General features: G+C 62.1%; 18 protein-coding genes and 3 pseudogenes. 13 read left to right on the plus strand and 8 right to left on the minus strand.

Translation table 11 applies throughout. The annotated features are described in order from the left end of the window. Positions 1–384: 384 nt before the first annotated feature. The 7 genes and pseudogenes from AC1RUK_RS29655 (at position 385) to lepB (ending at position 7,250) form a co-directional block, all read left to right on the plus strand. Complete coding sequence (locus AC1RUK_RS29655; protein ID WP_006206550.1) at positions 385–780, plus strand: AGROH133_08824 family phage infection protein; 396 nt, start codon at positions 385–387, stop codon at positions 778–780. 235 nt (positions 781–1,015) lie between these two features. Continuing rightward, positions 1,016–1,576 carry a F0F1 ATP synthase subunit delta gene (locus AC1RUK_RS29660; RefSeq protein WP_481837782.1) on the plus strand — a complete coding sequence of 187 codons (561 nt, stop codon included), beginning with the start codon at positions 1,016–1,018 and terminating at the stop codon, positions 1,574–1,576. After that, the gene (gene atpA, locus AC1RUK_RS29665) at positions 1,576–3,105 is read left to right on the plus strand and encodes a F0F1 ATP synthase subunit alpha (protein ID WP_436169707.1); all 1,530 of its coding nucleotides are present in this window, start codon (positions 1,576–1,578) and stop codon (positions 3,103–3,105) included. The genes AC1RUK_RS29660 and atpA overlap by 1 nt, the downstream gene beginning before the upstream one ends. A gap of 33 nt (positions 3,106–3,138) precedes the next feature. After that, complete coding sequence (locus AC1RUK_RS29670) at positions 3,139–4,023, plus strand: F0F1 ATP synthase subunit gamma (protein WP_436169706.1); 885 nt, start codon at positions 3,139–3,141, stop codon at positions 4,021–4,023. A gap of 74 nt (positions 4,024–4,097) precedes the next feature. Next, positions 4,098–5,663 carry a F0F1 ATP synthase subunit beta gene (atpD, locus tag AC1RUK_RS29675; protein ID WP_436169705.1) on the plus strand — a complete coding sequence of 522 codons (1,566 nt, stop codon included), beginning with the start codon at positions 4,098–4,100 and terminating at the stop codon, positions 5,661–5,663. 113 nt (positions 5,664–5,776) lie between these two features. Beyond that, the gene (locus tag AC1RUK_RS29680) at positions 5,777–6,184 is read left to right on the plus strand and encodes a F0F1 ATP synthase subunit epsilon (RefSeq protein WP_481837781.1); all 408 of its coding nucleotides are present in this window, start codon (positions 5,777–5,779) and stop codon (positions 6,182–6,184) included. Between the two features lie 407 nt (positions 6,185–6,591). Continuing rightward, positions 6,592–7,250 (plus strand): annotated as a pseudogene (gene lepB, locus AC1RUK_RS29685) (signal peptidase I). A gap of 46 nt (positions 7,251–7,296) precedes the next feature. Here the strand turns inward: lepB and AC1RUK_RS29690 are convergent. Further along, positions 7,297–8,889, minus strand: coding sequence for a mannitol dehydrogenase family protein (locus AC1RUK_RS29690; RefSeq protein WP_481837780.1), 1,593 nt, complete (start codon positions 8,887–8,889; stop codon positions 7,297–7,299). Between the two features lie 169 nt (positions 8,890–9,058). Here AC1RUK_RS29690 and AC1RUK_RS29695 point away from each other — a divergent pair, with 169 nt between their 5' ends. The 3 genes and pseudogenes from AC1RUK_RS29695 to recQ all read left to right on the plus strand — a co-directional run bounded on the left by AC1RUK_RS29695 (position 9,059) and on the right by recQ (position 12,172). Beyond that, entirely contained in the window at positions 9,059–9,703 is a 645-nt protein-coding gene (locus AC1RUK_RS29695; RefSeq protein WP_481837779.1) for an SDR family oxidoreductase, read from the plus strand. A gap of 23 nt (positions 9,704–9,726) precedes the next feature. Next, positions 9,727–10,053, plus strand: a pseudogene (locus tag AC1RUK_RS29700) (cupin domain-containing protein); the annotation flags it as partial. A 268-nt stretch (positions 10,054–10,321) separates the two neighbouring features. Continuing rightward, positions 10,322–12,172 (plus strand): DNA helicase RecQ, encoded by a 1,851-nt coding sequence (gene recQ, locus AC1RUK_RS29705; RefSeq protein ID WP_481837778.1) that lies wholly within the window; start codon positions 10,322–10,324, stop codon positions 12,170–12,172. A 59-nt stretch (positions 12,173–12,231) separates the two neighbouring features. Here the strand turns inward: recQ and AC1RUK_RS29710 are convergent. After that, a pseudogene (locus AC1RUK_RS29710) lies at positions 12,232–13,001 on the minus strand (SDR family oxidoreductase). A gap of 283 nt (positions 13,002–13,284) precedes the next feature. Between AC1RUK_RS29710 and AC1RUK_RS29715 the strand changes: the two are divergent. Continuing rightward, positions 13,285–14,124: a class I SAM-dependent methyltransferase gene (locus AC1RUK_RS29715; protein WP_481837777.1), complete on the plus strand. Its 840-nt coding sequence runs from the start codon at positions 13,285–13,287 to the stop codon at positions 14,122–14,124. Positions 14,125–14,344: 220 nt separating this feature from the next. After that, positions 14,345–14,680: an ATP-grasp domain-containing protein gene (locus AC1RUK_RS29720; protein ID WP_481837776.1), complete on the plus strand. Its 336-nt coding sequence runs from the start codon at positions 14,345–14,347 to the stop codon at positions 14,678–14,680. Between the two features lie 414 nt (positions 14,681–15,094). Here the strand turns inward: AC1RUK_RS29720 and AC1RUK_RS29725 are convergent, their stop codons facing one another. From AC1RUK_RS29725 to AC1RUK_RS29745, 5 genes are all read right to left on the minus strand, one after another. Continuing rightward, a complete protein-coding gene (locus AC1RUK_RS29725; protein WP_481837775.1) occupies positions 15,095–16,111 on the minus strand; it encodes a HupE/UreJ family protein in 1,017 nt (338 codons plus the stop codon). After that, the gene (locus AC1RUK_RS29730) at positions 16,108–17,034 is read right to left on the minus strand and encodes a peptidyl-prolyl cis-trans isomerase (protein ID WP_436169694.1); all 927 of its coding nucleotides are present in this window, start codon (positions 17,032–17,034) and stop codon (positions 16,108–16,110) included. The genes AC1RUK_RS29725 and AC1RUK_RS29730 overlap by 4 nt, the downstream gene beginning before the upstream one ends. A 72-nt stretch (positions 17,035–17,106) precedes the next feature. Further along, positions 17,107–17,532: a hypothetical protein gene (locus AC1RUK_RS29735; RefSeq protein WP_481837774.1), complete on the minus strand. Its 426-nt coding sequence runs from the start codon at positions 17,530–17,532 to the stop codon at positions 17,107–17,109. Positions 17,533–17,676: 144 nt separating this feature from the next. Then, on the minus strand, positions 17,677–20,079 hold the full coding sequence (locus tag AC1RUK_RS29740; protein WP_481837773.1) for an arylsulfatase: 2,403 nt from the start codon (positions 20,077–20,079) through the stop codon (positions 17,677–17,679). Positions 20,080–20,545: 466 nt separating this feature from the next. Continuing rightward, entirely contained in the window at positions 20,546–21,361 is an 816-nt protein-coding gene (locus AC1RUK_RS29745; RefSeq protein ID WP_481837772.1) for a hypothetical protein, read from the minus strand. A 639-nt stretch (positions 21,362–22,000) separates the two neighbouring features. Here AC1RUK_RS29745 and AC1RUK_RS29750 point away from each other — a divergent pair. Then, on the plus strand, positions 22,001–23,425 hold the full coding sequence (locus AC1RUK_RS29750) for a DUF1254 domain-containing protein (RefSeq protein WP_481839361.1): 1,425 nt from the start codon (positions 22,001–22,003) through the stop codon (positions 23,423–23,425). 74 nt (positions 23,426–23,499) lie between these two features. Here AC1RUK_RS29750 and AC1RUK_RS29755 read toward each other — a convergent pair whose 3' ends face one another. Beyond that, on the minus strand, positions 23,500–23,703 hold the full coding sequence (locus AC1RUK_RS29755; protein WP_481837771.1) for a hypothetical protein: 204 nt from the start codon (positions 23,701–23,703) through the stop codon (positions 23,500–23,502). Between the last annotated feature and the right edge of the window lie 14 nt (positions 23,704–23,717).

Here is a 23,717-nt window from a genome sequence, read left to right on the forward strand (position 1 = left end):
GCAACGTCCGACAAAGACCTGGCATGATCTTCTCCCAATTCTGAGATCCAGCCGGCCGCAATTCATCTGTGCAGATTTCACATGTGATCGCAAAACATGTGAAATTTGCCGAGGCAAACAAGAAATCGGCTAAGAGGACGTTGAAAGCATAATACCAACGTTACATCAGGGCAAGGCATATACTGTTGAAGACAATCACGCCGCGTCTGCCTTGCTTAAGAATTTTCTTAAATACCAGTTGAATCGGCAGCAAAACCGGTCCCAGGGTGCAGCCGAAACAGGTCCGCGCTTTGATGCCGAAACCCCGACGCCCAGTTGCGCGCTTGACTTCCCTTCCCGGCGACATTCAATGCACATTGCATTGCTGTGAGGGGATCGAGACAGATGGATTTTGTGTTTCCATGGCCGACGAGCCAGGGCGAGTGGCTGGCATGGTCGAGCGCCGTCGTGACCTTGGCTCTCGGCCTCGTGCTGTTCCTGGCGCCGAACCTCGCCTTCCGGATACTCAGGCTGCAGGTCAAGCCCGAGAAAGCGGCGGCGATCGCCGAAGGGCGCGGCCGAATGTCCGGCTTCTATCTCGGCGTCAGCCTGTGCTGCATATTGCTGGCGCAGCCGTGGCTCTACATGGCGCTCGGCTTCTCCTGGCTGTTCACCGCCTTCGGCCGCTTGCTGTCGATGATGTCGGACGGCGCCAACACGCCTTTCAACTGGGCATCGATCATTGTGGAACTGGTGCTGGCGGCGCTGCCGCTGGCCTTTGTCTTCGGCTTTTTGCCTTGAATCCAACGGCTTCGGTCGAACTCCACCGCTGGATGCGACAAAAGTGCCTGAAAACCATGCGGAACGACGCATTGCGGTCTTAAAAGGCCTGTGCTAGACGGCAATCGACTTTCGGCCGGGGATAGCGGAAGCCGCGTCTTCGTGCTTGGAAAAATGCAGTAAGGTCAAAGATTTAGCCAGAGTTCTCGCTCGCGCCAACAATCTGCGGCCTGTCAGACAAGAGAAAAGACGGTCCGTGGCCCAATCGTCATCGCCAATCTCAGGTGTCGCAGAACGCTACGCGGGTTCGCTGTTCGAACTCGCGCAGCAGGCAAATTCCGTTGCCAAGGTCGAAGCCGACCTCAACAGTTTCGAGGCGATGCTGGAAGGCAGCGCCGACCTGATGCGCCTGATCAAGAGCCCGGTGTTCTCCAGCGAGGACCAGGCCAAGGCGATCGCGGCGATCGCCGACAAGGCCGGGATCACCGGGCTGACCGGCAATTTCCTGCGCGTCGTCGCCAAGAACCGCCGTCTGTTCGCGGTGCCGGGCATGATCAAGGCGTTCCGCCAGATCGCCGCGGAGCATCGTGGCGAGGCTGCCGCCGAGGTCACCTCGGCGCACGAACTGACTGCAGCCCAGCAGGCCGAACTGAAGGCGGCGCTGAAGAGCGTTGCCGGCAAGGATGTGGCCATCACCGTCACCGTCGATCCGTCGCTGCTCGGCGGACTGGTGGTCAAGATGGGCTCGCGCCAGATCGATACGTCATTAAAAACCAAACTCAATTCGCTCAAGCTTGCACTGAAAGAGGTCGGCTGATGGACATCCGCGCCGCGGAAATTTCCGCAATTCTGAAAGACCAGATCAAGAATTTCGGCAAGGAGGCCGAGGTCTCCGAAGTTGGCCAGGTGCTGTCCGTCGGTGACGGCATCGCCCGCGTCTACGGCCTCGACAACGTCCAGGCCGGCGAAATGGTCGAGTTCCCCGGCGGCATCCGCGGCATGGCGCTCAACCTCGAAGCCGACAATGTCGGCGTCGTCATCTTCGGCGCCGACCGCGACATCAAGGAAGGCGACATCGTCAAGCGCACTGGCGCCATCGTCGACACGCCTGTCGGCATGGGCCTGCTCGGCCGCGTCGTCGACGCACTCGGCAATCCGATCGACGGCAAGGGCCCGATCAAGGCGACCGAGCGCAAGCGCGTCGACGTCAAGGCGCCCGGCATCATCCCGCGCAAGTCGGTGAACGAGCCGATGTCGACCGGCCTCAAGGCCATCGACGCGCTGATCCCGGTCGGCCGTGGCCAGCGCGAGCTCGTCATCGGTGACCGTCAGACCGGCAAGACCGCGATCATCCTCGACACGATGCTCAACCAGAAGTCGGTGCACGACAACGGGCCGGAGAAGGAAAAGCTCTACTGCGTCTACGTCGCCATCGGCCAGAAGCGCTCGACCGTTGCGCAGTTCGTGAAAGTTCTCGAAGAGCGCGGCGCGCTCGACTATTCGATCATCGTCGCCGCCACCGCTTCCGACCCGGCGCCGATGCAGTACCTGGCGCCGTTCACCGCATGCACCATGGGCGAATATTTCCGCGACAACGGGATGCACGCGCTGATCAGCTATGACGATCTGTCGAAGCAGGCGGTCGCCTATCGCCAGATGTCGCTGTTGCTGCGCCGCCCGCCGGGCCGCGAAGCCTATCCGGGTGACGTGTTCTACCTGCACTCGCGCCTTCTCGAGCGGGCGGCCAAGCTCAATGACGACAATGGCGGTGGTTCGCTGACTGCGCTGCCGATCATCGAGACGCAGGCCAACGACGTGTCGGCCTATATCCCGACCAACGTCATCTCGATCACCGACGGCCAGATATTCCTGGAAACCAACCTGTTCTTCCAGGGCGTCCGCCCGGCGGTCAATGTCGGCCTGTCGGTGTCACGCGTCGGTTCCTCGGCGCAGATCAAGGCGATGAAGCAGGTCGCCGGCTCGATCAAGGGCGAGCTCGCACAGTACCGCGAAATGGCGGCCTTCGCGCAGTTCGGCTCCGATCTCGACGCCGCCACGCAGCGCCTGCTCAACCGCGGATCGCGCCTGACCGAGCTTTTGAAGCAGCCGCAATTCTCGCCGCTGAAGGTCGAGGAGCAGGTCGCGGTGATCTTTGCCGGCGTCAACGGCTATCTCGACAAGCTGACGATCAACCAGGTCAGCAAGTTCGAGCATGGCCTGCTCAGCCATATGCGCTCGGCCGGCAAGGCCGTGCTTGACGGTATCCGCAAGGAGAAGGCGCTGTCGGACGATCTGCGCGCCAAGCTGAAGGCGGAAATCGACGCCTTTGCCAAGACCTTTGCTTGAACGAAGCCGATTGGGTTGGATCAGGTTTGAAGCATGCCTTCATTAAAAGACCTTCGTAACCGTATCGCCTCGGTCAAGGCGACGCAGAAGATCACCAAGGCGATGCAGATGGTCGCCGCGGCGAAGCTGCGCCGCGCGCAGGAAGCGGCGGAAGCGGCGCGCCCCTATTCGGAGCGCATGGGCGCGGTGCTGGCCAACATCACCCAGGCGATCGGCGACGGTGGCGATGCCCCGGCGCTGATGACCGGCACCGGCAAGGATGACGTGCACCTGCTCGTCGTCTGTACCGCCGAGCGCGGCCTGTGCGGCGGCTTCAATTCGCAGATCGCCCGCCTCGCCCGCGATCACATTCGCAAGCTGCTGGCCGATGGCAAGCAGGTCAAGATTATCTGCGTCGGCAAGAAGGGGTTCGACATCCTGCGTCGCGATTACGCGTCACTGATCCTCGATCGTGTCGACCTGCGCGAAGTGAGGACGCTTGGCTTCGTCAATGCCGATGCCATTGCCAAGAAGATCGTCAACCTCTTCAACGAGGGCAACTTCGACATCTGCACGCTGTTCTATTCGCAGTTCAAGTCGGTGATCAGCCAGATCCCGACGGCGCAGCAGATCATTCCGGCCGGTTTGGCTTCCGCCCCGGCCGAGGCGACGGATGGCGGCAGCGCCGTCTATGAATACGAGCCGGAGCCGGGCGAAATCCTCGCCGACCTCATTCCGCGCAACATCTCCGTGCAGGTTTTCCGGGCGCTGCTCGAAAACGCGGCCGGCGAGATGGGTGCCAAGATGAGCGCCATGGACAATGCGACCCGCAACGCCGGCGACATGATCAACAAATTGTCGATCACCTATAACCGCCAGCGGCAGGCGCAGATCACCAAGGAACTGATCGAAATCATTTCGGGCGCCGAAGCGCTCTAGGCGCGCTCCCACGAAGGTCGCCGACCTTCAAGCGGATCGTGTGAGAAACAGAGAGACGAAAAAGGGTAAAGACGATGGCGAAAGCAGCGACCCCGAAGACCGCAGCGAAGGCGGCACCAGCAAAGGCTCCGGCAGCAGCAGTGAAGGCCGCTCCGGCCAAGAAGGCGGCAGCGCCGGCCAAGGCCGCTGCAGCCAAGACGCCAGCCGTTACCATCAAGAAGACGGGTGCGGTCGGCAAGGTTCGGCAGGTGATCGGTGCCGTTGTCGACGTGCAGTTCGGCGAACATCTGCCGGCGATCCTGAACGCGCTGGAGACGATCAACGTCGGCAACCGTCTGGTGCTCGAAGTGGCCCAGCATCTCGGCGAGAACACCGTGCGCTGCATCGCCATGGATTCGACCGAAGGTCTGGTCCGCGGCCAGGATGTCTATGACACCGGCGCGCCGATCACCGTGCCGGTCGGTCCGGGCATGCTCGGCCGTATCATCAACGTCATCGGTGAGCCGGTCGACGAAGAAGGCCCGGTCGACGGCATCGAAATGCGCGCCATCCACCAGCCGGCGCCGTCCTATGTCGATCAGTCGACGGAAGCGCAGATCCTCGTCACCGGCATCAAGGTTCTTGACCTGCTGGCGCCTTACGCTCGCGGCGGCAAGATCGGCTTGTTCGGCGGCGCAGGCGTCGGCAAGACGGTGCTGATCCAGGAACTGATCAACAACGTCGCCAAGGCGCATGGCGGCTTCTCGGTGTTTGCCGGCGTCGGAGAGCGCACGCGCGAAGGCAACGATCTCTTCCACGAGTTCATCGAATCCGGTGTCAACAAGAAGGGCGGCGGCGAAGGCTCCAAGGCAGCACTTGTCTTTGGCCAGATGAACGAGCCGCCGGGCGCCCGCGCTCGCGTCGGCTTGACCGGGCTGACGGTCGCCGAATATTTCCGCGACCAGGGCCAGGACGTGCTGTTCTTCGTCGACAACATCTTCCGCTTCACGCAGGCGGGTTCGGAAGTGTCGGCGCTGCTCGGCCGTATTCCTTCGGCCGTGGGCTATCAGCCGACGCTGGCCACCGACATGGGTGCGCTGCAGGAACGTATCACCACGACGACCAAGGGCTCGATCACTTCGGTGCAGGCCATCTACGTGCCGGCCGACGATCTGACCGACCCGGCGCCGGCGACCTCCTTCGCCCACCTGGACGCGACGACCGTGCTCAACCGCGCGATCTCGGAAAAGGGCATCTATCCGGCGGTCGACCCGCTGGATTCGACCTCGCGCATGCTCGACCCGCTGGTCGTCGGTGAAGAGCACTATGGCGTCGCGCGCCAGGTGCAGTCGATCCTCCAGCGCTACAAGTCGCTGCAGGACATCATCGCCATTCTGGGCATGGACGAACTGTCGGAAGAGGACAAGCAGACGGTGGCTCGCGCCCGCAAGATCGAGCGCTTCCTGTCGCAGCCCTTCTTCGTCGCCGAAGTGTTCACGGGTTCGCCGGGCAAGCTGGTCGACCTCGCCGACACCATCAAGGGCTTCAAGGGCCTCTGCAACGGTGACTACGATCACCTGCCGGAAGCTGCCTTCTACATGGTCGGCGGCATCGAGGAAGCGGTCGAGAAGGCACAGCGCCTGGCGGCCGAAGCGGCATAAGCAAGCGAATAGGGAGTAGTGAGTAGTGAGTAGAGAATAGCAAGTGTGTAAGCCGGGCCGTTTGGACCCCTTCACTACTGACTACTCACTATTCCCTGCTCGCTAAATTGATCATGGCTGAAGCTTTCCAATTCGAACTGGTCTCGCCGGAGCGCCTGCTGGTGTCCGAGCAGGTCGAGTCCGTCGTTATTCCGGGCGCCGAAGGCGAGATGACCGTCATGGCCTACCACGCGCCGGTCATGACCACGATCAAGCCCGGCGTCGTCACGGTGAAGACCGCCGGAGGCAAGGAAGAGCGTTACGTGGTGTTCGGTGGCTTTGCCGACATCGTTTCGGCCGGCTGCACGCTGCTTGCCGAGTCGGCGGTCGCCGTCGGTGACATCGACCGCGCCGACCTGGCACGCCGCATCCAGGAAGCCAGGGAAGACGCCGCCGACGCCAAGGACGACGAGGCCCGCAGCAAGGCCGAGCAGTTCCTTAGCCAGCTCACCACGCTGGAAGGCGCCATCCCGCCGGCTTGAGGCACCCCACAACGATAGATTGAACAAGCGGGCTTGCCCCGCTTTTTTGTTTGATGGACAGTCCGGCTGCCTTGGCATGGGGGTGGCCGATGACGGAAGAAGCAGCGCAACGGGAAACAGCCTCGCGATCCAGATGGTCGACGGCCCTGGTGTCGGCCTTTGGCGGCCCGTTCGGCGGGTTCCTTTGGATCGGCAACGGAAGACTGGCGGTCGCCAGCCTGGTGGTCATCAGCGCCATCACTTTCGCGATCGTCTACGCCGGTTTTCCGGTGTTGCCGGGTGTCGATCTTGGCTGGGTGGCCAATCTTTCAGGCATCGGTTTGATGGCCGTCTGGGTGGCGCTCGTCGTACCCTTCGCGCACCGATTCAAGCCGGACAGATGGTATTCGCACGGGTTTTCAGTGCTGATGCTGGTCTTTCTCAGCTCGCCCGTGGCTGCTTTTGCGATCCGTTCGTTTCTGTTCCAACCTTTTTCGATTTCGTCCAGCAGCATGGTGCCAACGCTCGAGGAAGGCGACTATCTCTTCGTCTCCAAATTCGCATATGGCTACAGCCGTCACAGCGTTCCCTTCGGTTTGCTGCCGATCGAAGGGCGGGTATTCGGCGCGGAACCCAAGAGGGGGGATGTGGTGGTCTTCAAATTCCCGCCCGACCCCACCGTGGACTACATCCAGCGGATCGTCGGCCTCCCCGGCGAGAAGATCCAGATCATTGATGGGGTGCTTCACATCAGCGATGTGGCGGTAGGACTCGAGGATATCGGTTTTTTTCTTCCGAAGAGTTCTCGAACGCCAAACGTCAAAGCGAGGCCCTCCCGGGGGGTGCCACCCATTCCGTTCTCGACCTGACTGACAATTCCATCGGCGACAACGCGCGCGAGTTTGAGGTCCCCGAGGGCCACTATTTCGTGCTTGGTGACAATCGCGACAATGCCTCCGACAGCCGGTTCTCTGTCGGATTTGTTCCCTATGAAAATCTGGTTGGCAAGGCTGTACGACTGTTTTGGAATTCCAAAGGCACCGACCATTCGTCTCGGCAGACGCTGGATGGTTCGGCCGGCAAATAGGTCTGAAGCGAGCCGGGTCTGAGCCAACTCAAGGTCCGGCCAATAATTAATCGCTCTCTATGCCGAGCGCTGCAAAGGCCAGAGCCGGACCGTCCCGTCGCAGGTGCACGAGATGGACGGCCACGAGCTCAATCAGCATCTGGCGCTCGGCATGGTCGCTGGCGAAGCCGGCCAGATCGAACACTGCCGCCACGGTTTCGTTCGCCGGCAGTTGCTGGCTCAAAAGTGCCGTCAGTGCCGCGTCGAGCGGATCGGTGAAATGACCCTCCGGCAAGGTCCTTCCGCGCGCCGAGCAGGCGGCGATCCAGGCGGCCACCACCAGTGTGAGATGCACCAGCTCAGTGCCGGCTTCGACGCACTCGACGGCGGAGGCGACAATGCGCTGCGGCAGCTTCTGGCTGCCATCATTGGCGATCTGCGCCGTGCGGTGGGCGAGAGCTGTGTTGGAAAAACGCTCGGCGAGTTCCGCCGTATAGGCGCTTGTGTCGAGCCCGGCATCCTCCGGCAGCGTGGAAATGGCTTCGGCCCACAAAGCATCGACGAACTGCCGGATGGCCGGATCGGCGAAGGCGCGGTCGACCGTCGCGTGGCCGCTGAGCAGGCCGAGATAGGCGATCGCCGAATGCGAGCCGTTGAGCAACCTGAGCTTCATGTCCTCGAAAGGCCGGACATCGCCGACCATGGTGGCACCGAATTTCTCCCAGGCCGGCCGGCCCGCCGGGAAATCATCCTCGATCACCCACTGGCAGAACGGCTCGGTCATCACGGGCCAGGCATCCTCGACGCCCAGCTCTCCGGTGATCCGCACCCGGTCAGCATCGGTGGTCGCCGGCACGATGCGGTCGACCATGCTTGAAGGAAAGGCGACCTCGTCGGCGATATGGCCGGCGAGCGAGGCATTGCCTGAAGACGCGAGGCGGGCATCACTCGCGAGCCCTGCATCGTGCTTCGCACCGAGCCCTGCATCGTGCTTCGCACCGAGCCCTGCATCGTGCTTCGCTCCGAGCCTTGCATCACGCAGTGCGGCGAACTCGACCAGCAGCCGGTGCAACGTGGCGCCGTTGGCAGGGAGATTGTCGCAGCAAAGCACGGTGAAGGGTGGCGTGCCGGCGGCGCGGCGGCGCGCCAGCGCCTCGGCGAGAAACCCATGCGCGGTCTTCGGCGCATGGGGGTTCGCCAGATCATGGACAATGTCGGGATGGGCGGCGTCCAGTCCGCCGCCCGTCGCCCTCAGATAAGCCTTTTCGGTGATCGTCAGCGTGACGATGCGGGTGCGTGGATCGCTGAGCACGGCCAGCACCGCGCCCGGATCCTCCGGCGCCACCAGCATCGACAGGATCGAGCCGACGACGCGCAGTTGTTCGCCGCCGCTGCTCCTGATCGCCAGCGTGTAGAGCCCGTCCTGCGGTGCCAGCGCGTCGCGTGTGTCGGCGCTGCGCAAGGAAACGCCGACAATGCCCCAATCCGTCTCTCCCGCCGCCAGGCAGTCGTCGACATAGACGGCCTGGTGGGCGCGGTGGAAGGCGCCGACGCCGAGATGGACGATACCCGGCGTGACGCTTTTGCGATCATATGAGGGGATTGCGACCTGCTCCGGCAGTGGCCGCAGCGTCGCGTCGGACAGATGGCGGCGCGTCATGGCTTCAATCGGGCTGGCGGGGTGGAGTGCATAGGTGCTCCTGCGCGGCGGATCGCAAGCGGCGTAACACCAGTTTCCTCTTGTCGCAAGGACACCAAATCCCGGCAACGACGTTGACATCATTCCTGCCCGACCGTACCGATATCGCACTTGGGAGGAGCCGCTTTCGATGATCGCGCTGGCCGATCCGGATCTGCTGTTTCCACCCGAAGCGTCTTCGCGCTCGCTCGCCCGCAGCCTCTATGCCGGCATAAAGTACCTGCCGATCGTCAGCCCGCATGGCCACACCGATCCGCGCTGGTATGCGCTCAACGAGCCGTTTCCCGATCCGGCGCAGTTGCTCGTCGTGCCCGACCATTACATTGAGACCGACTGGGACGATGTCATCGACGTCAATCTGAAGACGGTTTTCATGCTCAGCCAGGGCTTTGCCAGGCATGTGCTTGCCGATCCGGGACGGCGCGGCAAGATCGTCAACATCGCCTCGGTGCTGAGTTTTCAGGGCGGCATCCGAGTCGCTTCCTACACGGCGTCGAAGCATGGCGTGCTCGGCATCACAAGGCTGCTCGCCTGCGAATGGGCGCAAAAAGGCATCAACGTCAACGCCATTGCGCCGGGCTATATCGAGACCAGCAACACCGAGGCGCTGCGCGCCGATCCAGACCGCAGCGCGGCGATCCTGGCGCGCATTCCGGCCGGGCGCTGGGGCGGACCGGAGGACATCGGCGACGCCGCCGTCTTCCTGTTGGCGCCGGCGTCCGACTATATGCATGGCGCCGTGGTGCCGGTGGACGGCGGCTGGCTGGCGCGATGAGGAAGAGCAAATGACCGGGACAAAAATCTTTTTCGCATGCCGGCGAGGGCGCCTGTACGCCGACGCCGGACGGCAACCGCAGACGCGTCCTGCTCACCACGGATGAGCTGATGATGGTCGAGTTCGCCTTCGAAAAGGGTGGCATCGGCGCGCCGCATTCGCACCCGCATGTGCAGGCGAGCTATGTCGCCGAAGGCCGCTTCGAGGTCACCATCGACGGCAGGAGCGAAATTCTGGACGCGGGCAGCAGCTTCATCGTCCCGTCCAATCTGGTGCATGGCGTCAAGGCGCTCGAGGACGGCCGCCTGGTCGACAGCTTTGCGCCGCAGCGCGGCGATTTCCTCGACTGACCCTTTTTCGGCCTGTTCCAGAAATGGAAAACCCGCGCTTCCGGAGAAGCGCGGGTGTGTTGCCTGGGCGCTTGTGGCGCCGCGGTACTCAAAACATCGCCGCAGGACTGCAACTGTGCCGCATGATGGTGAAAATAGACTTAACAGGGCTGGAACTGCCCAGCTTTATCGGCCAAGCAGGACGGCAGGTCCTTGGCGAGTCGAACGCCAGCGGAATCGCGGGCGGACTCAAATCCGCACATTCGCTTCAACAGCAGGCGGCAAGGTGATGCAGATATCGGCGGCGAGCGTTCCGGCGGACAGACACGATGTCAGGCGGCGCGTCCTGAAGGATGTGTTCGGCTTCGATGATTTCCGCCCCGGCCAGGCAGTCGTGACGGAGGCGTTGCTGGCCGGGCGCCACGTGCTGGCGGTTATGCCGACTGGTGCGGGCAAGTCGCTTTGCTACCAGGTTCCGGCGCTGGTCTTGGGTGGGCTCACCATCGTCGTTTCGCCGCTGGTGGCGCTGATGCAGGACCAGGTCGCGGCGTTGCGCCTTGCCGGCGTTGCCGCCGACACGATTAACTCCTCGATCGATCGCGAGGCCAATGTCGCGGCATGGCGACGCGTCGCGGCGGGCCAGACGCGCCTGCTCTATCTCGCGCCGGAACGGCTGATGACCGATCGCATGATCGAGGCGCTTGCCAGGCTCGACATCAGCCTGATCGCCATCGACGAGGCGCATTGCATCTCGCAATGGGGGCCGGCGTTCCGGCGCGAATATGAGGAGTTGTCACGGCTGCGCGACATCTTTCCGAACGTGCCGATCATCGCGCTGACGGCGACGGCGGACGAGGCGACGCGCACCGACATCGAGGCGCGGCTGTTTGCCGGGCGCGTCGAAACGCTGGTGCTGGGTTTCGACCGGCCGAACATCAAGCTTGGCATCGAGCCCAAGCAGGACAGCAAGCGCCAGTTGCTCGACTTCGTGCAGCGCCACGCCGGCCGCAGCGGCATCGTCTACTGCCTGTCGCGCAAGAAGACGGAGGATGTGGCGGCGTTCCTCGAGAAAAACGGCGTCACCGCGCTCGCCTATCATGCCGGCATGAGCAAGGAGGCGCGCGACGCCAACCAGAACAGCTTCATGACGCTGCCCGGCGTGGTGATGGTGGCGACCATCGCTTTCGGCATGGGCATCGACAAGCCCGATGTCGCCTATGTCTTCCACACCGATCTGCCGGGCAGCCTGGAGGCCTACTACCAGGAGATCGGCCGCGCCGGCCGCGATGGGCGGGCGGCGGAGGCGCGCATGCTTTTCGGCCTCGGCGATATCCGCATGCGCCGGCTTTTCATCGAAGACGAGGCGACGCCGGCGGAGCACAAGAGGCGCTCGCACGGCCGGCTCGACACCTTGATCGGCTATTGCGAGACGGCCGAGTGCCGGCGCCAGGTGCTGCTCGGCTATTTCGGCGAGGAAGCTTCGTCCTGCGGCAATTGCGACAATTGCCTGGATCAGACGCCTCGCGCGGATGGTGCAGCCGAGGCGCGGTTCATCCTGGCGGCGATCGCGCAGACCGGTGAGCGCTTTGGTGCGGCGCACATCATCGATGTCCTGCTCGGCCATGAAACCGAGAAGATCCTGGCCAGGAGCCATCACAGGCTCGCCAGCTTCGGCAGCGGTGCGGCGCACAAGAAGGATTTCTGGCTGTCACTGATACGGCAGCTCGTCGCGGGCGGGTTTCTGATGCCGGATCCGGGCGGCCATGGCGGCCTCGCCATCGCCGAGAAGGGCCATGCACTCGGCCGTGGCGAGATCCCGTTCCAGTACCGCGTCGAGACGCGTCACCGTGCAGCGCGCGGCAAAATGCGTTCCGCCCAGGGCGCCGCCATGGATACCGAAGGCCTGGACGCTTCGCTGCTGGCCACGCTCAAGACACTGCGGCTGCGGCTCGCCAAGGAGCGCCAGGTGCCGGCCTATGTGATCTTCTCCGATCGCGCGCTGATCGACATGGCCGCGCGCTGCCCGAGCGACCTCGACGCCTTCGCCGAAGTGAACGGCGTCGGGGCGGCGAAGCTTAGGGAGTTCGGTGCGGTCTTTCTCAAAGCGATCGCCGCGCACCAACCTGGTGGATCGGTCTGAAAACCCCGCACCAACGTCCCGTGTTCCGGGCACGAACGGCAAGTTCCGACCGAAAATCGTCACAACTGCACAGACATGCCGCCGTCAACAGTCAGACATGCCCGTTGACGAAGGAGGCCGCATCGCTGGCAAGGAAAAGTGCAGCACCAGCGATCTCCCGCGGCCGACCCCAGCGCTGCAGCGGAACCCGCTGGCGGGCGAAGGCAACCATATCCGGGTTTTCCGCCATCGCGGCATTGGTCTCGGTGGCGAACATTCCTGGCGCGATGGCGTTGCTCGTCACCCCATGCGCGCCATACTCGACAGCCATGCTGCGCATCAAGCCCGTCAGTCCCTGCTTGGCGGCAGGATAGATGGCGTCGCCGGGCCGCGCCATCTCGCCAACGATCGAGGTCACCGCGATCAGACGGCCGTGGCCCTGGGCCTTCATGAGCTCCGCCGCTTCGCGCGACAGCGAGATCGCCGACAAGAGGTCCGTCTTGATCAGATCAAGGATAGCGTCGTCGCTGAACGCGGCGAGCGGCCGCCTGTCGCGGGCGCCGACATTGTTGACGAGGATATCGAGCCGGCCGCAGGCCTTGTGGATATCGGCGATCGCGATGCGGCCCGCCTCCAGGTCCGCCATGTCGAAGATCGCCGCCTGCGCGCTGCCGCCGCCCTGTGTGATGGCGGCGACGGCGGCGTCGAGCGTTGCGGCGGTGCGTCCGGTCACAACGACATGGGCTCCAGCTTCGGCAAACGCGAGCGCAATCTCGAAACCGAGTCCCTGCCCGCCTCCGGTGATCAGCGCCACGCGCCCGTCCAGGGAAAATCTGTCGTAAACGCTCACAGCAGGCGGCCTCAACACGCATGGGACGGGAACCGACCCCATGCGGCAATCGGCGCTTAGTACTCGGCCTAGCGTTCAATCGAAGGCGGTCAAATAACTTACTGCGTGAGCGGATGCAGACGCCCTTGCTCGCATACATCCACATCAAGGCCTATGAACAGAGGTGGCTGGGGGCGCTTTGCCTAGCACCAACCGACATGACCCAATCAGCGACAACCGCCGATTGATGGCTCGCTTTGGTGAATAAGCATATCGTTCAATTGTGACAGAGGGGGTCACAGCCATGCCAGAGGAAGAGATCCAGCAGAAGCGGCATCACGAATACGAACTGGGCCATTCGGATCGGGAGCTGCGTCGCTTGGCGACTCAGGCGGCGTTGGTTGATCCGATGACGCGTCAGTATTTCAGCAGGGCAGGTATCCAATCCGGGATGCGGGTACTTGATATCGGCAGCGGCGCTGGCGATGTTGCCTTTCTTGCCGCCGAAATGGTCGGGCCTACCGGCAAGGTCGTCGGTTCCGACAGATCATCGGTAGCGGTCAAAGCTGCTCGGGAAAGGGCCAGGCAGCTCGCCCTGGACAACGTTACCTTTAACGAGTGCGATCCAGCGGCTTTTGCGTTCGACAGTCCGTTCGATGCAATTGTGGGCCGTTACGTTCTGATGTTCTCGCCAGATCCCGTCGCCATGCTGAGGGGAATAGCGAGGCATCTGCGGCCTGGAGGCATTATCGTTTTCCACGAAGTCGACTGGACCGGGACAGCATCGTCGCCTTCCTCGCCGATTTACGACAACTGCTTTCGGTGCATAGTCGAGACCTTTCACAGAGTGGGGACAAACCCCAACATGGGACTTGGACTCCATTCCGCCTTCATCAAGGCCGGACTGCCAGCCCCGACTATGGCGGTGAGTGCCTTGGCGGGTGGCGGGTCTGATACGCTAAGCGGCATTGACCTCTTGTCCGATCTCGCCGTGACCATGGCTCCTGTCATGGAGCAGTCGGGCGTTATCAGCGTTTCGGAACTTGGCCCCGACAGCCTGCAAGAGCGAATGCGGGCCGAGGTAATTGCAAATCAAAGCGTTGTGGTCTGCAGGTATGAGGTTGGCGCCTGGTCGCGCCTCTAGGGCGGTTCAGACTCTCAATAATGCGCGTAGCCGCTCAATGGGCATTTCTGGGATGCGGGAACCTGGAAGGTGCCGTCTATGCCGCTGCAGTTGCGGAACTTGGGCTGACGCGCCAACGGGGCCTGCGAGGCTGCCTTTGACTTCGTCGCCGGTCGCGGCTTTGCCGCTTCGCGTTGCTGTTCACGTCTCGGCTTCGCGCGCACGACGGGAGCAGGCTTGCGTGTCTTTTGCGGGGCTGCGCTTTCCTGCTTCTTCGCCTCCGACGCTCGCTCGGCGCGAACCGTCCAGCGATCTGCGGGCGCTGATCAAGGCGCACAGGGCAATGTACGCGGCGTTCGGCAAAGTGATCCACGAAATGGACGGCAGTAACCGCGACCACGACAGAGCCAGCCGGGCCGAGGAAAGGGCGCTGCTGGCTGTATGCGCCTACCCTGCGGTCAGGGAAGGTGATCGCCGGCCAAGGCCCCGATATCTTTTGAAGATCGAGGCGCGCGGTGAGCTCGACCTGGCAGAGCACACGCAGGCCCTTCTCCGCTCGACGATGTGGAAAGAATAGGACCGTTTCCGCGTCGTGCCTTAATGCGGCAAGACGCAGTCGAGTCTATACCTGGAGGGCATCGCAATGAAAGTGGCCCGAACAACGCTAATAGAGAATAAACGGTGACTTTGGTGGGCGCTCGTTTTGAACGCTGCCTCGGGTCGCTTGCCTGCCGTTCGCGCTACAGCTTGATACGACCCCAGCCAGTCTTTCGATGCTCGATTCTGGCGTTCTGCGAGTCAGATATTTAAACCAGCGGGACGCGCCAATGCTTGTGGTGCAGGGAAGAACGATAGCGTAACCGGTTTCCTTCTCCCCATCCGACCCAAAGCAGGCCAACGGCTGCCGCCCAGCTTTCCAAAGCGCAAGGCGGCGCCGTGGCGGGAGCAACGGGGCGCGTTGAATTTCAGTGGGTTTGGACTGCGCGAGCGGTCACGCAAAAGTCGAGTGCAGACGTTCAACGGTCCAGAACGCGGCCACTATGCCGATGACGTAGGCGGATGCGATGATCGCGTTTCGCGGCACGTCAACGATCCTGCGCAGCGCGCTGACTGCCAAGAGGATCGCCGCAATGAACATCAGTTGCCCGAGTTCGACACCGACGTTGAACGAGAACAGGGCGAGCGGAATGTCGCCCTGAGGTAGCCCGAAATCGGCAAGCGCGCCTGCGAAGCCGAAACCGTGGAGCAGTCCGAAGAAAAACGCCACGATCCACGGCCATTCTATCACCACGCTCGTTCCGCCGCGCTCCATCCTGATGATCTCCGCACCGACGAGAACAATGCTGAAGGCGATCATTATCTCGACAGGCGCCGACGGGAGGTTGACCCAACCCAACGTGGCGCAGGTGAGCGTGATCGAATGAGCCACGGTGAAGGCGGTCACCGTCTTCAGCAGCATGCCCCAGCGGCGGACGATCAGTATCAGCGCCGCCACGAACAGCAGATGGTCGAAGCCGAACAGAAGATGTTCGATGCCGCTTACGACGAACACTTTCACGACCTCCAACGGGCTTTGCCGGGCCTGGATATCGATCCAGGGCTGGGAAGGCCGGACAAGCGTCGTGGTTACCGTTCCATCCTGCAGTTTCACACGCACCAGTACGTCCGTTATCGTCGCTTGAAGTCCGACAAAATCGATCCGCTGGCCCGGCAGGCCGCCGGCGGCCTCAACGATCCGCCGCTCTACAACTGAGTCGGGGAGTTGGCGGTCCGTCGGTTCGGTGACGTTCTCGACGCCGTCGGAGAATTGCAGCACAACGGGCAGCCGCATGCCCGACAGCAGCGGGGTCCGCCACAGAACGCTGAAACGGCTTGCTCCGACCTGATCGATCTGTAGGTAGGCCGGCCGTATCTCATGCGCGCCCGCCGTGCCGGCCAACGCCAGTACCAGCATGGCTACCGCTGTGGCGAGGCGAAGGCCTGCGCTGTGTAAATGCTGCGCCGTCATGGAGATGCAGCGTCCAGGGTCGCCCCAGCCGACTCCGGACTTTTCAGGTCGCGCAGATCGACCGCATCGAGCGGAGCGACCGCCACTGTGTAGCGGGAGCGCATCTCTTGAAGCGCCGTGCGCTTCACCTCTTGATAGCGGTCATCCAGCCACGCCGTTTTCACGTCGGGCTTCACTTCCGCATAAAGCGGAACGCGGCCGGGCTCGATGGAACCCAACCAGACAATGTGCCAGCCATAACCGGATTGCAGCGGCCCCTGCCACGAACCGGGCTTCAGGCCAAACAGCGCATCCGCAAAAGCCGGACCGAACTCTTTCGCAGTCTGTTCCGGCGTGGTGTCGCCATAGTAGTTGCGCAGCATGAATGGATCGGCCAGCGCCTTGCCCTCAGGCGCATCCGCCGGTTTGCCAGCCAGGACGGCAAGTGCCGCGGCCGCATCGTTGCGCGCGCCCTCCCCGCGTTTGTCCGGAGAGAAATACAGGTGCCGGTAGCTGGCATGCGGGGGCAGCGCGAAGCGGTCAGAATGCTTCGAATACCAATCTGCCAATTGGGCGTCTGTAGGCTCTTCCAGGGCTGCCAGATCGGCCGCCAGGAAATCCATCTTCTGCGCAAGGCGCCGCTTGATGATCTGGTCATCCTGATCGAGGCCCAGGGCGACCGCTTCCCGGAATAGGATCTCCTCCGTAACCTTCTGTTCCACGAGGCTGCGCATTTCAACCAGGCTTGGCTTCGGCCGCCCTTGCGCAAGCCACGTCAGCGCCAGCTGGCGGATATCGTCGGCGGTCAATTCTATGCGCTGCGGGTCGGCTGCCTGTTCCGGTTCAGCAAAAAAGAAGCGGTAGCCTCCGAAGAGGAGAACCCCGACGACGAAAAAATGCAGCAGCGGCTCGCTAAGGATCTGCCGCAATCCATGTCTTGGCATGATGCTACCCGTCGTTCCCGTTGGAAGTGCTTTGTGCACCGACCTGTTGGTTGACTGCGTGGCCCATCGGAGTCATTCGGCAGGCAACAATGCCGCCTGGCCGGCGGTCAGGGGACTGCTCTTGAGATAGCTGAGGATCGCAAATTGCCCGGCAGGGTCTTTCACGGCTTTCGACCTGATGATGTCGACATAGTCCGCGGTTGCATCCCACGCTTCCCAATTTGCGAGCTCCATTGCCACGAAGCCGGCCATCGGCTTTCGCGCGTTGATGAAGGAGCGATAGGCTTCGATCACCTGTTCGCGCGGCACTGCGGCGTCCGCTTCGCCCTGTACGCTCAGCGCAAGCAGAGCCGCATCGATCTCCGGCAGCGTGCGCTGGCGATCTGCGAAAAACGTCGCGTGAAGCCAATCGAGGCGCGATGGCCCGCGCAATTCCAGATTTCTGCCGTAGGTCTCATCGACCGGAACGAGCAGCGAGCGCCACCTGCGGACTCTCATCGGTGTTCGGCCAAACTACCGCTTGCGGCCGGCAACCGGACCTTTGCTTGCAAATCGTTCGAAGAATTGCGCTTCTGGCGAGGACCCTCGTATTCAGGCGGTCCGCAGGCACCCGCACAAATGGATGCCCGCGCCTGACGCCGCCTAGAGCTGTGGCGGCCCGACCTTGACCGTCAGCTTGTCGAGCGTGCCGGTGAAGCGGAACGGCACCTGGTAGTCCTTGTCGTCAATGGGCGAACGAGTGTCGATGCCAACGTCGAAGGATTCGTCGATCGTCGCAATGAACGGCATGGTGTGCGGGATCGCCTGCTTGGCGACCTCGGCCCCATCGACGCTTAGGATGCCAGTGCCGCCCTTGGCGAAGCCGGGTCCGTCATAAGCGAAGTCGAAGACGATCGTGTGTTTGCCCGGCGTCAATGCATCCGTGCCTTCCCAGCGGAACCGCTCCAACGACAGCAGATTGTAGGTGAATACCGGCTTGCCCTTCAGCAGATAGAGGCCGTAACCGCCGAACCGGCCGCCGAGCGTGTTGATCACGCCTTCGCCGCCGCCCTCCGGGACCTCAATCTCGGCGGTGATCGTGTAAGATCGGGTCAGCAGGCTAGGCGCAGCAGATGGCGGCAGGCCTGACAATTCGCCGGTGTAGGTGAACGTGTCCCGGCCCGCGGTGGCGCTCGGCTGTTGGCCGAAGCGCGTGGCAACCCTATTGTCGAGCGGGAACACCTGATACTTCGCGGCCTCCACCAGGAAGAGATCCTGCAACTCCTTCAGCTTGGCTGGCTCCTTGGTGGCGAGATCGTCGAACTGCGAGAAGTCTTTGGTGAGATCGTAAAGCTCCCAATTATAGCCGTCGAGCACGTTGGGCAGCTTGCCGAGCCCGAGCAGCCACGGCCCGGCCGCCGGCGTTGTGGAGGCGATCCAGCCGTCATGATAGATCGCGCGGTTGCCGAACATCTCGAAATACTGGGTAGTGCGCGTCGACGGGACATTCGCGCTGCCCTTGGCCCATGTGTAGGCCATGCTGGTACCTTCGATCGGCTTCTGGGCTATGCCATTCACCGTCTGCGGCGCCTCAATGCCGGTGGCCTCCAGGATCGTCGGCACGATGTCGATGACGTGGTGGAACTGGCTGCGTACGCCGCCCACGTCGGTGATGTGGCCAGGCCAGGACATCGCTATTCCCTGACGGATGCCGCCGAAGTGCGAGGCGATCTGCTTGGTCCACTTGAATGGCGTATCGAAGGCCCATGACCAGGCGACCGACATATGCGGGGTGGTGACGTCCGAGCCCCAGACGTCGTAGTATTTCAGCTGGTCGGCGACGGGCATATTGATGCCCTGGATCGCTGCCAGGTCGAAAGCGGTGCCGATGGTCGAGCCCTCGGCGCTGGTGCCGTTGTCGCCCTCAATGTAGATGACCAGCGTATTGTCGAGCTTACCCTGATTGCGGACCTCATCGATGACCCGGCCTATCTCGTGGTCCGAGTAGGCCACGTAGGCAGCGAAAACCTCGGCCTGCCGCGCGAACATCTTCTTTTCATCCGCCGACAGCGTATCCCATTCCGGCAAGTCGTCAGGCCAGGGGGTGAGTTGGGTGTCCTGCGGTATCACTCCGAGGCGTTTCTGGTTGGCGAAGATCTCGTCGCGCATCGCATTCCAGCCCATGTCGAACTTGCCTTCGAACTTCTTGATCCACTCCTCCGTCGGATGGTGCGGCGCATGCGTGGCGCCCGGGGCGTAGTAGAGGAAGAAGGGCTTCTCCGGCGCCGCAGCATCGATCTGCCGAAGGTAGTTGATGGCGTCGTCGGCCATGTCAGTGATCAGGTTGTAGCCGGGCTTGTCGTTCCACGGAAAGATCTGTGTATGGTCCCGGAACAGCCACGGCGTCCACTGGTCGCTCTCGCCACCCATGAAGCCGTAGAAATAGTCAAAGCCCATCCCCGAGGGCCACTGATCGAACGGGCCAGAGGTCGCATAGTCGTAGGTGGGGGTATTGTGGTTCTTGCCGAACCACGAGGTGGCGTAGCCGTGGTTCTTCAGGATGTTTCCAATCGTGGCGTTGTCCGGACCGATGATCGAATCGTATCCCGGGAAGCCGGTGGCTTGCTCGGCAATCACCCCGAAGCCAGACGAATGGTGGTTACGCCCGGTTATCAGCGCCGCGCGTGTCGGCGAGCAGAGCGCGGTCGAGTTGAACTGGGTGTAACGAATGCCAGCCGCCGCGATCGAGTCGAGCGCAGGCGTCGGGATGACGCCGCCAAAGGTGCCAGAGACGCCGTAGCCTGCATCGTCGGTGATGATGAGGAGCACGTTCGGCGCACCCTTCGGCGGCACCGTCTTCGGGGGCCACCAAGCCTTCGAATCCTTGGCGTCGAGGTTGATGGTGCCGCCGAATTGCGGCGGCGCGGCCGGCAGCGACTGGCCGTCGATCGTCGAAGTGGCGCTGGGCGAACCCAGCTCACCAGTGACCTCCTGCGCCTGGACCGCGGTAATGCAGAATCCGGTTGAGATCAGAAATGAGGATAGCAGCAGTATGCGAGATTTCATGACGAGCCTCTTACGCTTCCGATGATGGTAGTTGGCACGGCCTGACCGATCCGCCGCGGTTGCGAGTGCGAAGGCGGCCAGCACAAAACTCAGTTCTGTTGTCATGTCGTTTCTTCCCATCGGCGAACGTCGTCGCCTCTGGGTAGGAGGTCAAGGGTTGCGCTCCATATGATCCTCACCAATCAGCCGTTGTGGGGCACCGACCAGAAGGCGTAGTCGGCACCAATTTGGCTACCGTTACGGCATCGCGCAAAAGGGCGGGAGGTAAATAACTGTAAACTACGCGGAAGTGTCGCCCGTTGCCGGGTTCAGTCCTGAACGTCCAAGCCAGCTTTTCTCAGCGAGGCCAGAAAGACTTCGGCGTCTTCGGGTTGTGCAAAACGTTCAAACGCCTCGCGCCGAAGATTCTGCGTCAACCGGCTTGAGCCTTCAGAAGGTCCGCGACTTTCATTCCTCCATCATAGCTTTAGGCCCAGATAACCGAGCCATCGGCGTTGCTTGTGAGCTTGAGCCTGAGCCGAAAGTCGTCGGGGGTGAGGTTGACACTTCCGGCAAGAACAAACCGCGGGCGCCGGGCTGAGGAGTTGGACGCCGCCGGGCTGGACTCCACGACCACGATATCCCTGAACCTTGAAAGCTGGCCTACAACCTCCTGCGTGAGCCCAATCACAAGCGCCGACGATGCTTCCGTTCCAGACAGATCTTCTAAGTTAGAGACTAACAGGCGGGGGGTGTCCGGTTTGGCTGGGCGGACGTTCTTTTTCTCTGACTCCAATGCCAGTATACCGAAAGTCAGAATGCCTAAAGCCATAACAACCGCGGAAAGCACCACCATTGGCCGGCGCAGCCTCCGCCAACGAGAGAGCTTGGCGGGTTCGGCGGTTGCGTTCACCTGTGTAGCCACCGCTTGCCCAGATTCGGTGTCCGGCCTTTGCAAGAATGTCGGGACATAACCGCCCTTTGGAATCGTGATCAGGATTGGATCGGATCTTCCCGCCGTGAAGTAGTAGCGTTCAAGAGAGCGACGCAGATGGCCGGCTTCGACACGGACGATCGGATCTGCTTGATGATCGAAGGATATGCCCCTGCCGATGGCGATCGAGTAGGCTTTTATCCTTTCGCTGCGCCCGGAGAGCGTTTCTTCGACCACATAATCAAGAAAGCGGTGCTCGCGATCGGTCGCCTCGAAGTCGGAGCTGCTGAGGATACGAGCGAGCTGAGCGCGACAAGCGTCGACGGGGAGAACTGCGCCCCCGTTTACGGGTGAGATCGCGTGCGTCACGGGCCCTCGCATGTCTGCGACTGCCCAAGTTCGTTTTGGAGCGGCGGCTTAACTAATAGTGTAGACGGGCAGCCGACGCTTCGCAATGCAAGTTGCGATGGCTTGATGGCGCTCCGTTCATGCGCGCCGTGTAGCAACGGCCCGGACCGGAAGAAGGAAGTGTCGATTTCGGGATCGTCCCTACGGTCCAGGCAACTATGTAAACCCATGTAAGTTACACCATGGCTTCTGGCGGCACCTGCATCCCGAACCTATTCTGTTTCATGGCAGCGAAGCGGACCCAGACTATCCAACAGCAGGCATTTTCGGCGGCAACACGCCGGTTTCCGCACGCCGAGTTAGCGATCCGCAGACTGATGAGCCGAAGCGAGGCGTTCTGTGACATGTGCGAGGAACTCGTGGATGCCGAGCAGGCACTGGCCGACGTTCCGAACACCACTGCCGAGCTACAGGAAGCCAGGAGGGCCGAGTGGCAAGAGCTGGTGGACAGATTGGTCGCCGACGTTGGAACTGCTTTGCGGCAGAGCAATTCGTCGAAAGATCAAGACGGCCGATCTTTTAGCTAGCGCGAAGGCGAACCGTAGTACGACAAGCCAAGCCCCGTTGACCGATAGCGCATCGACAAGGAGAACTTCCGAGATGACCCGGCTCAGACTTTCCGCTCTCGCAGCAGCGGGCCTTCTTTTGGCGGCAACGGCCCTTCCGGCTATGTCCGGAGATCCCCCCGGCATCCTGGAGGCCAAGGCCATTGCCGAGGAGGGATTCATCTTCGGCCTGCCCATCGTGATGAACTACGGCATCATGTACGAATACGCGGTCGACCGAAACTCCGGCCAGTTCAAGGCCCCTTTCAACGAGCTCAAGAACGAGTCCAACGTGTTCACGTACAAGGACACAGCGGTAGTAACACCGAACAGCGACACACCCTATTCGTTGATGTGGATGGACCTGCGGGCGGAACCGATGGTTCTCTCGGTCCCTGCGGTTGATCCGAAGCGGTACTACTCCATCCAGCTCTGTGACGGAAACACTTACAACTTCGGCTATATCGGTACCCGCGCCACGGGAAGCGAGGCAGGCGACTACATGATTGTCGCGCCGACCTGGAATGGCGCGACGCCTGCCGGGATCAAGAGAGTGTTTCGGTCGGGCACCGATCTCTCGCTGGCGATATATCGCACCCAGCTCTTCAACCCTGACGACCTCGAAGGAGTCAAGAAAGTCCAGGCCGGCTACAAGGTGCAGACGCTTTCGGCCTTCCTGAAGCAGCCGGCGCCGGCGGCCGCGCCAGCCATCGAGTTTCCGAAGATCGACAAGGAGCTCGTGAAGACGAACTTCCTCGAGTATCTCGATTTCGCCCTGCAGTTCGCCCCGCCGGTTTCAAACGAGGCAAACATCCGGGCCAAACTCGCCCGCATCGGCGTCGGACCTGGCAAGACCTTCAACTTCAAGGACCTCTCCATCGAGCACAAGCTCGAGATCGCTCTCGGCATGAAGGAGGGACAGCGGAAGGTCGATGAGGCTGCGGCGCATGTCGGCAAAGATATAAACGGCTGGAAGGTCAGCTCCCTGCCGGGCGACAGCGCCCACTACAATGGCGACTGGCTGGCGCGAGCCACGGCGGCGCAGGTGGGAATCTATGGCAATGACGCGGTCGAGGCGATGTATCCGCTGACGCGGACCGACGGCGATGGCAACACCCTCGACGGAAGCAAGCACGACTACACTTTGACTTTCCCCAAGGGCCAACTCCCGCCGGCGAACGCCTTCTGGTCGCTGACGATGTATGACGGCAAGACGCAGCTGCTGATCAAGAACCCCATCGACCGGTATCTTATCAACTCGCCGATGCTACCGCGGATGGAGACAAATCCGGATGGCTCGCTGACGCTCTACATTCAGAAGGAGTCGCCCGGCCCGGCCAAGGATGCCAATTGGCTGCCGGCGCCGGACGGACCTATCTACATGGTGATGCGACTGTACTGGCCGAAGACTGAAACGCCGTCGATCCTGCCGGCAGGCGAAGGCACGTGGAGGCCGGCCCCGATTGCGATGGTAAATTGATAGCATTGAGCGAAGGGGCCGCACGTCAAGGTCGACTGTTCGGGGCAGATCGACCCGTCCGCGATGCACAACCATCAAACCGCGAAAAGGATCATCAACAAGAGGACACACAGGCTTGGAATTTTTGGGGCGATGATCCTCCTGGTCACCCTAGCCATGACCGGGATCAGTCGAGCGCAAACGATCAGCTTTGCAGACGCCGTCACGGTTCTTGTCATCCGTTCCAGCTTTTTCGCGTTGGCCGGAGGCTTGAACGAAAACAGCTTGGCGTCGACCAAACGCGGACTCCGCT

The organism is Mesorhizobium monacense (genome assembly GCF_056781675.1).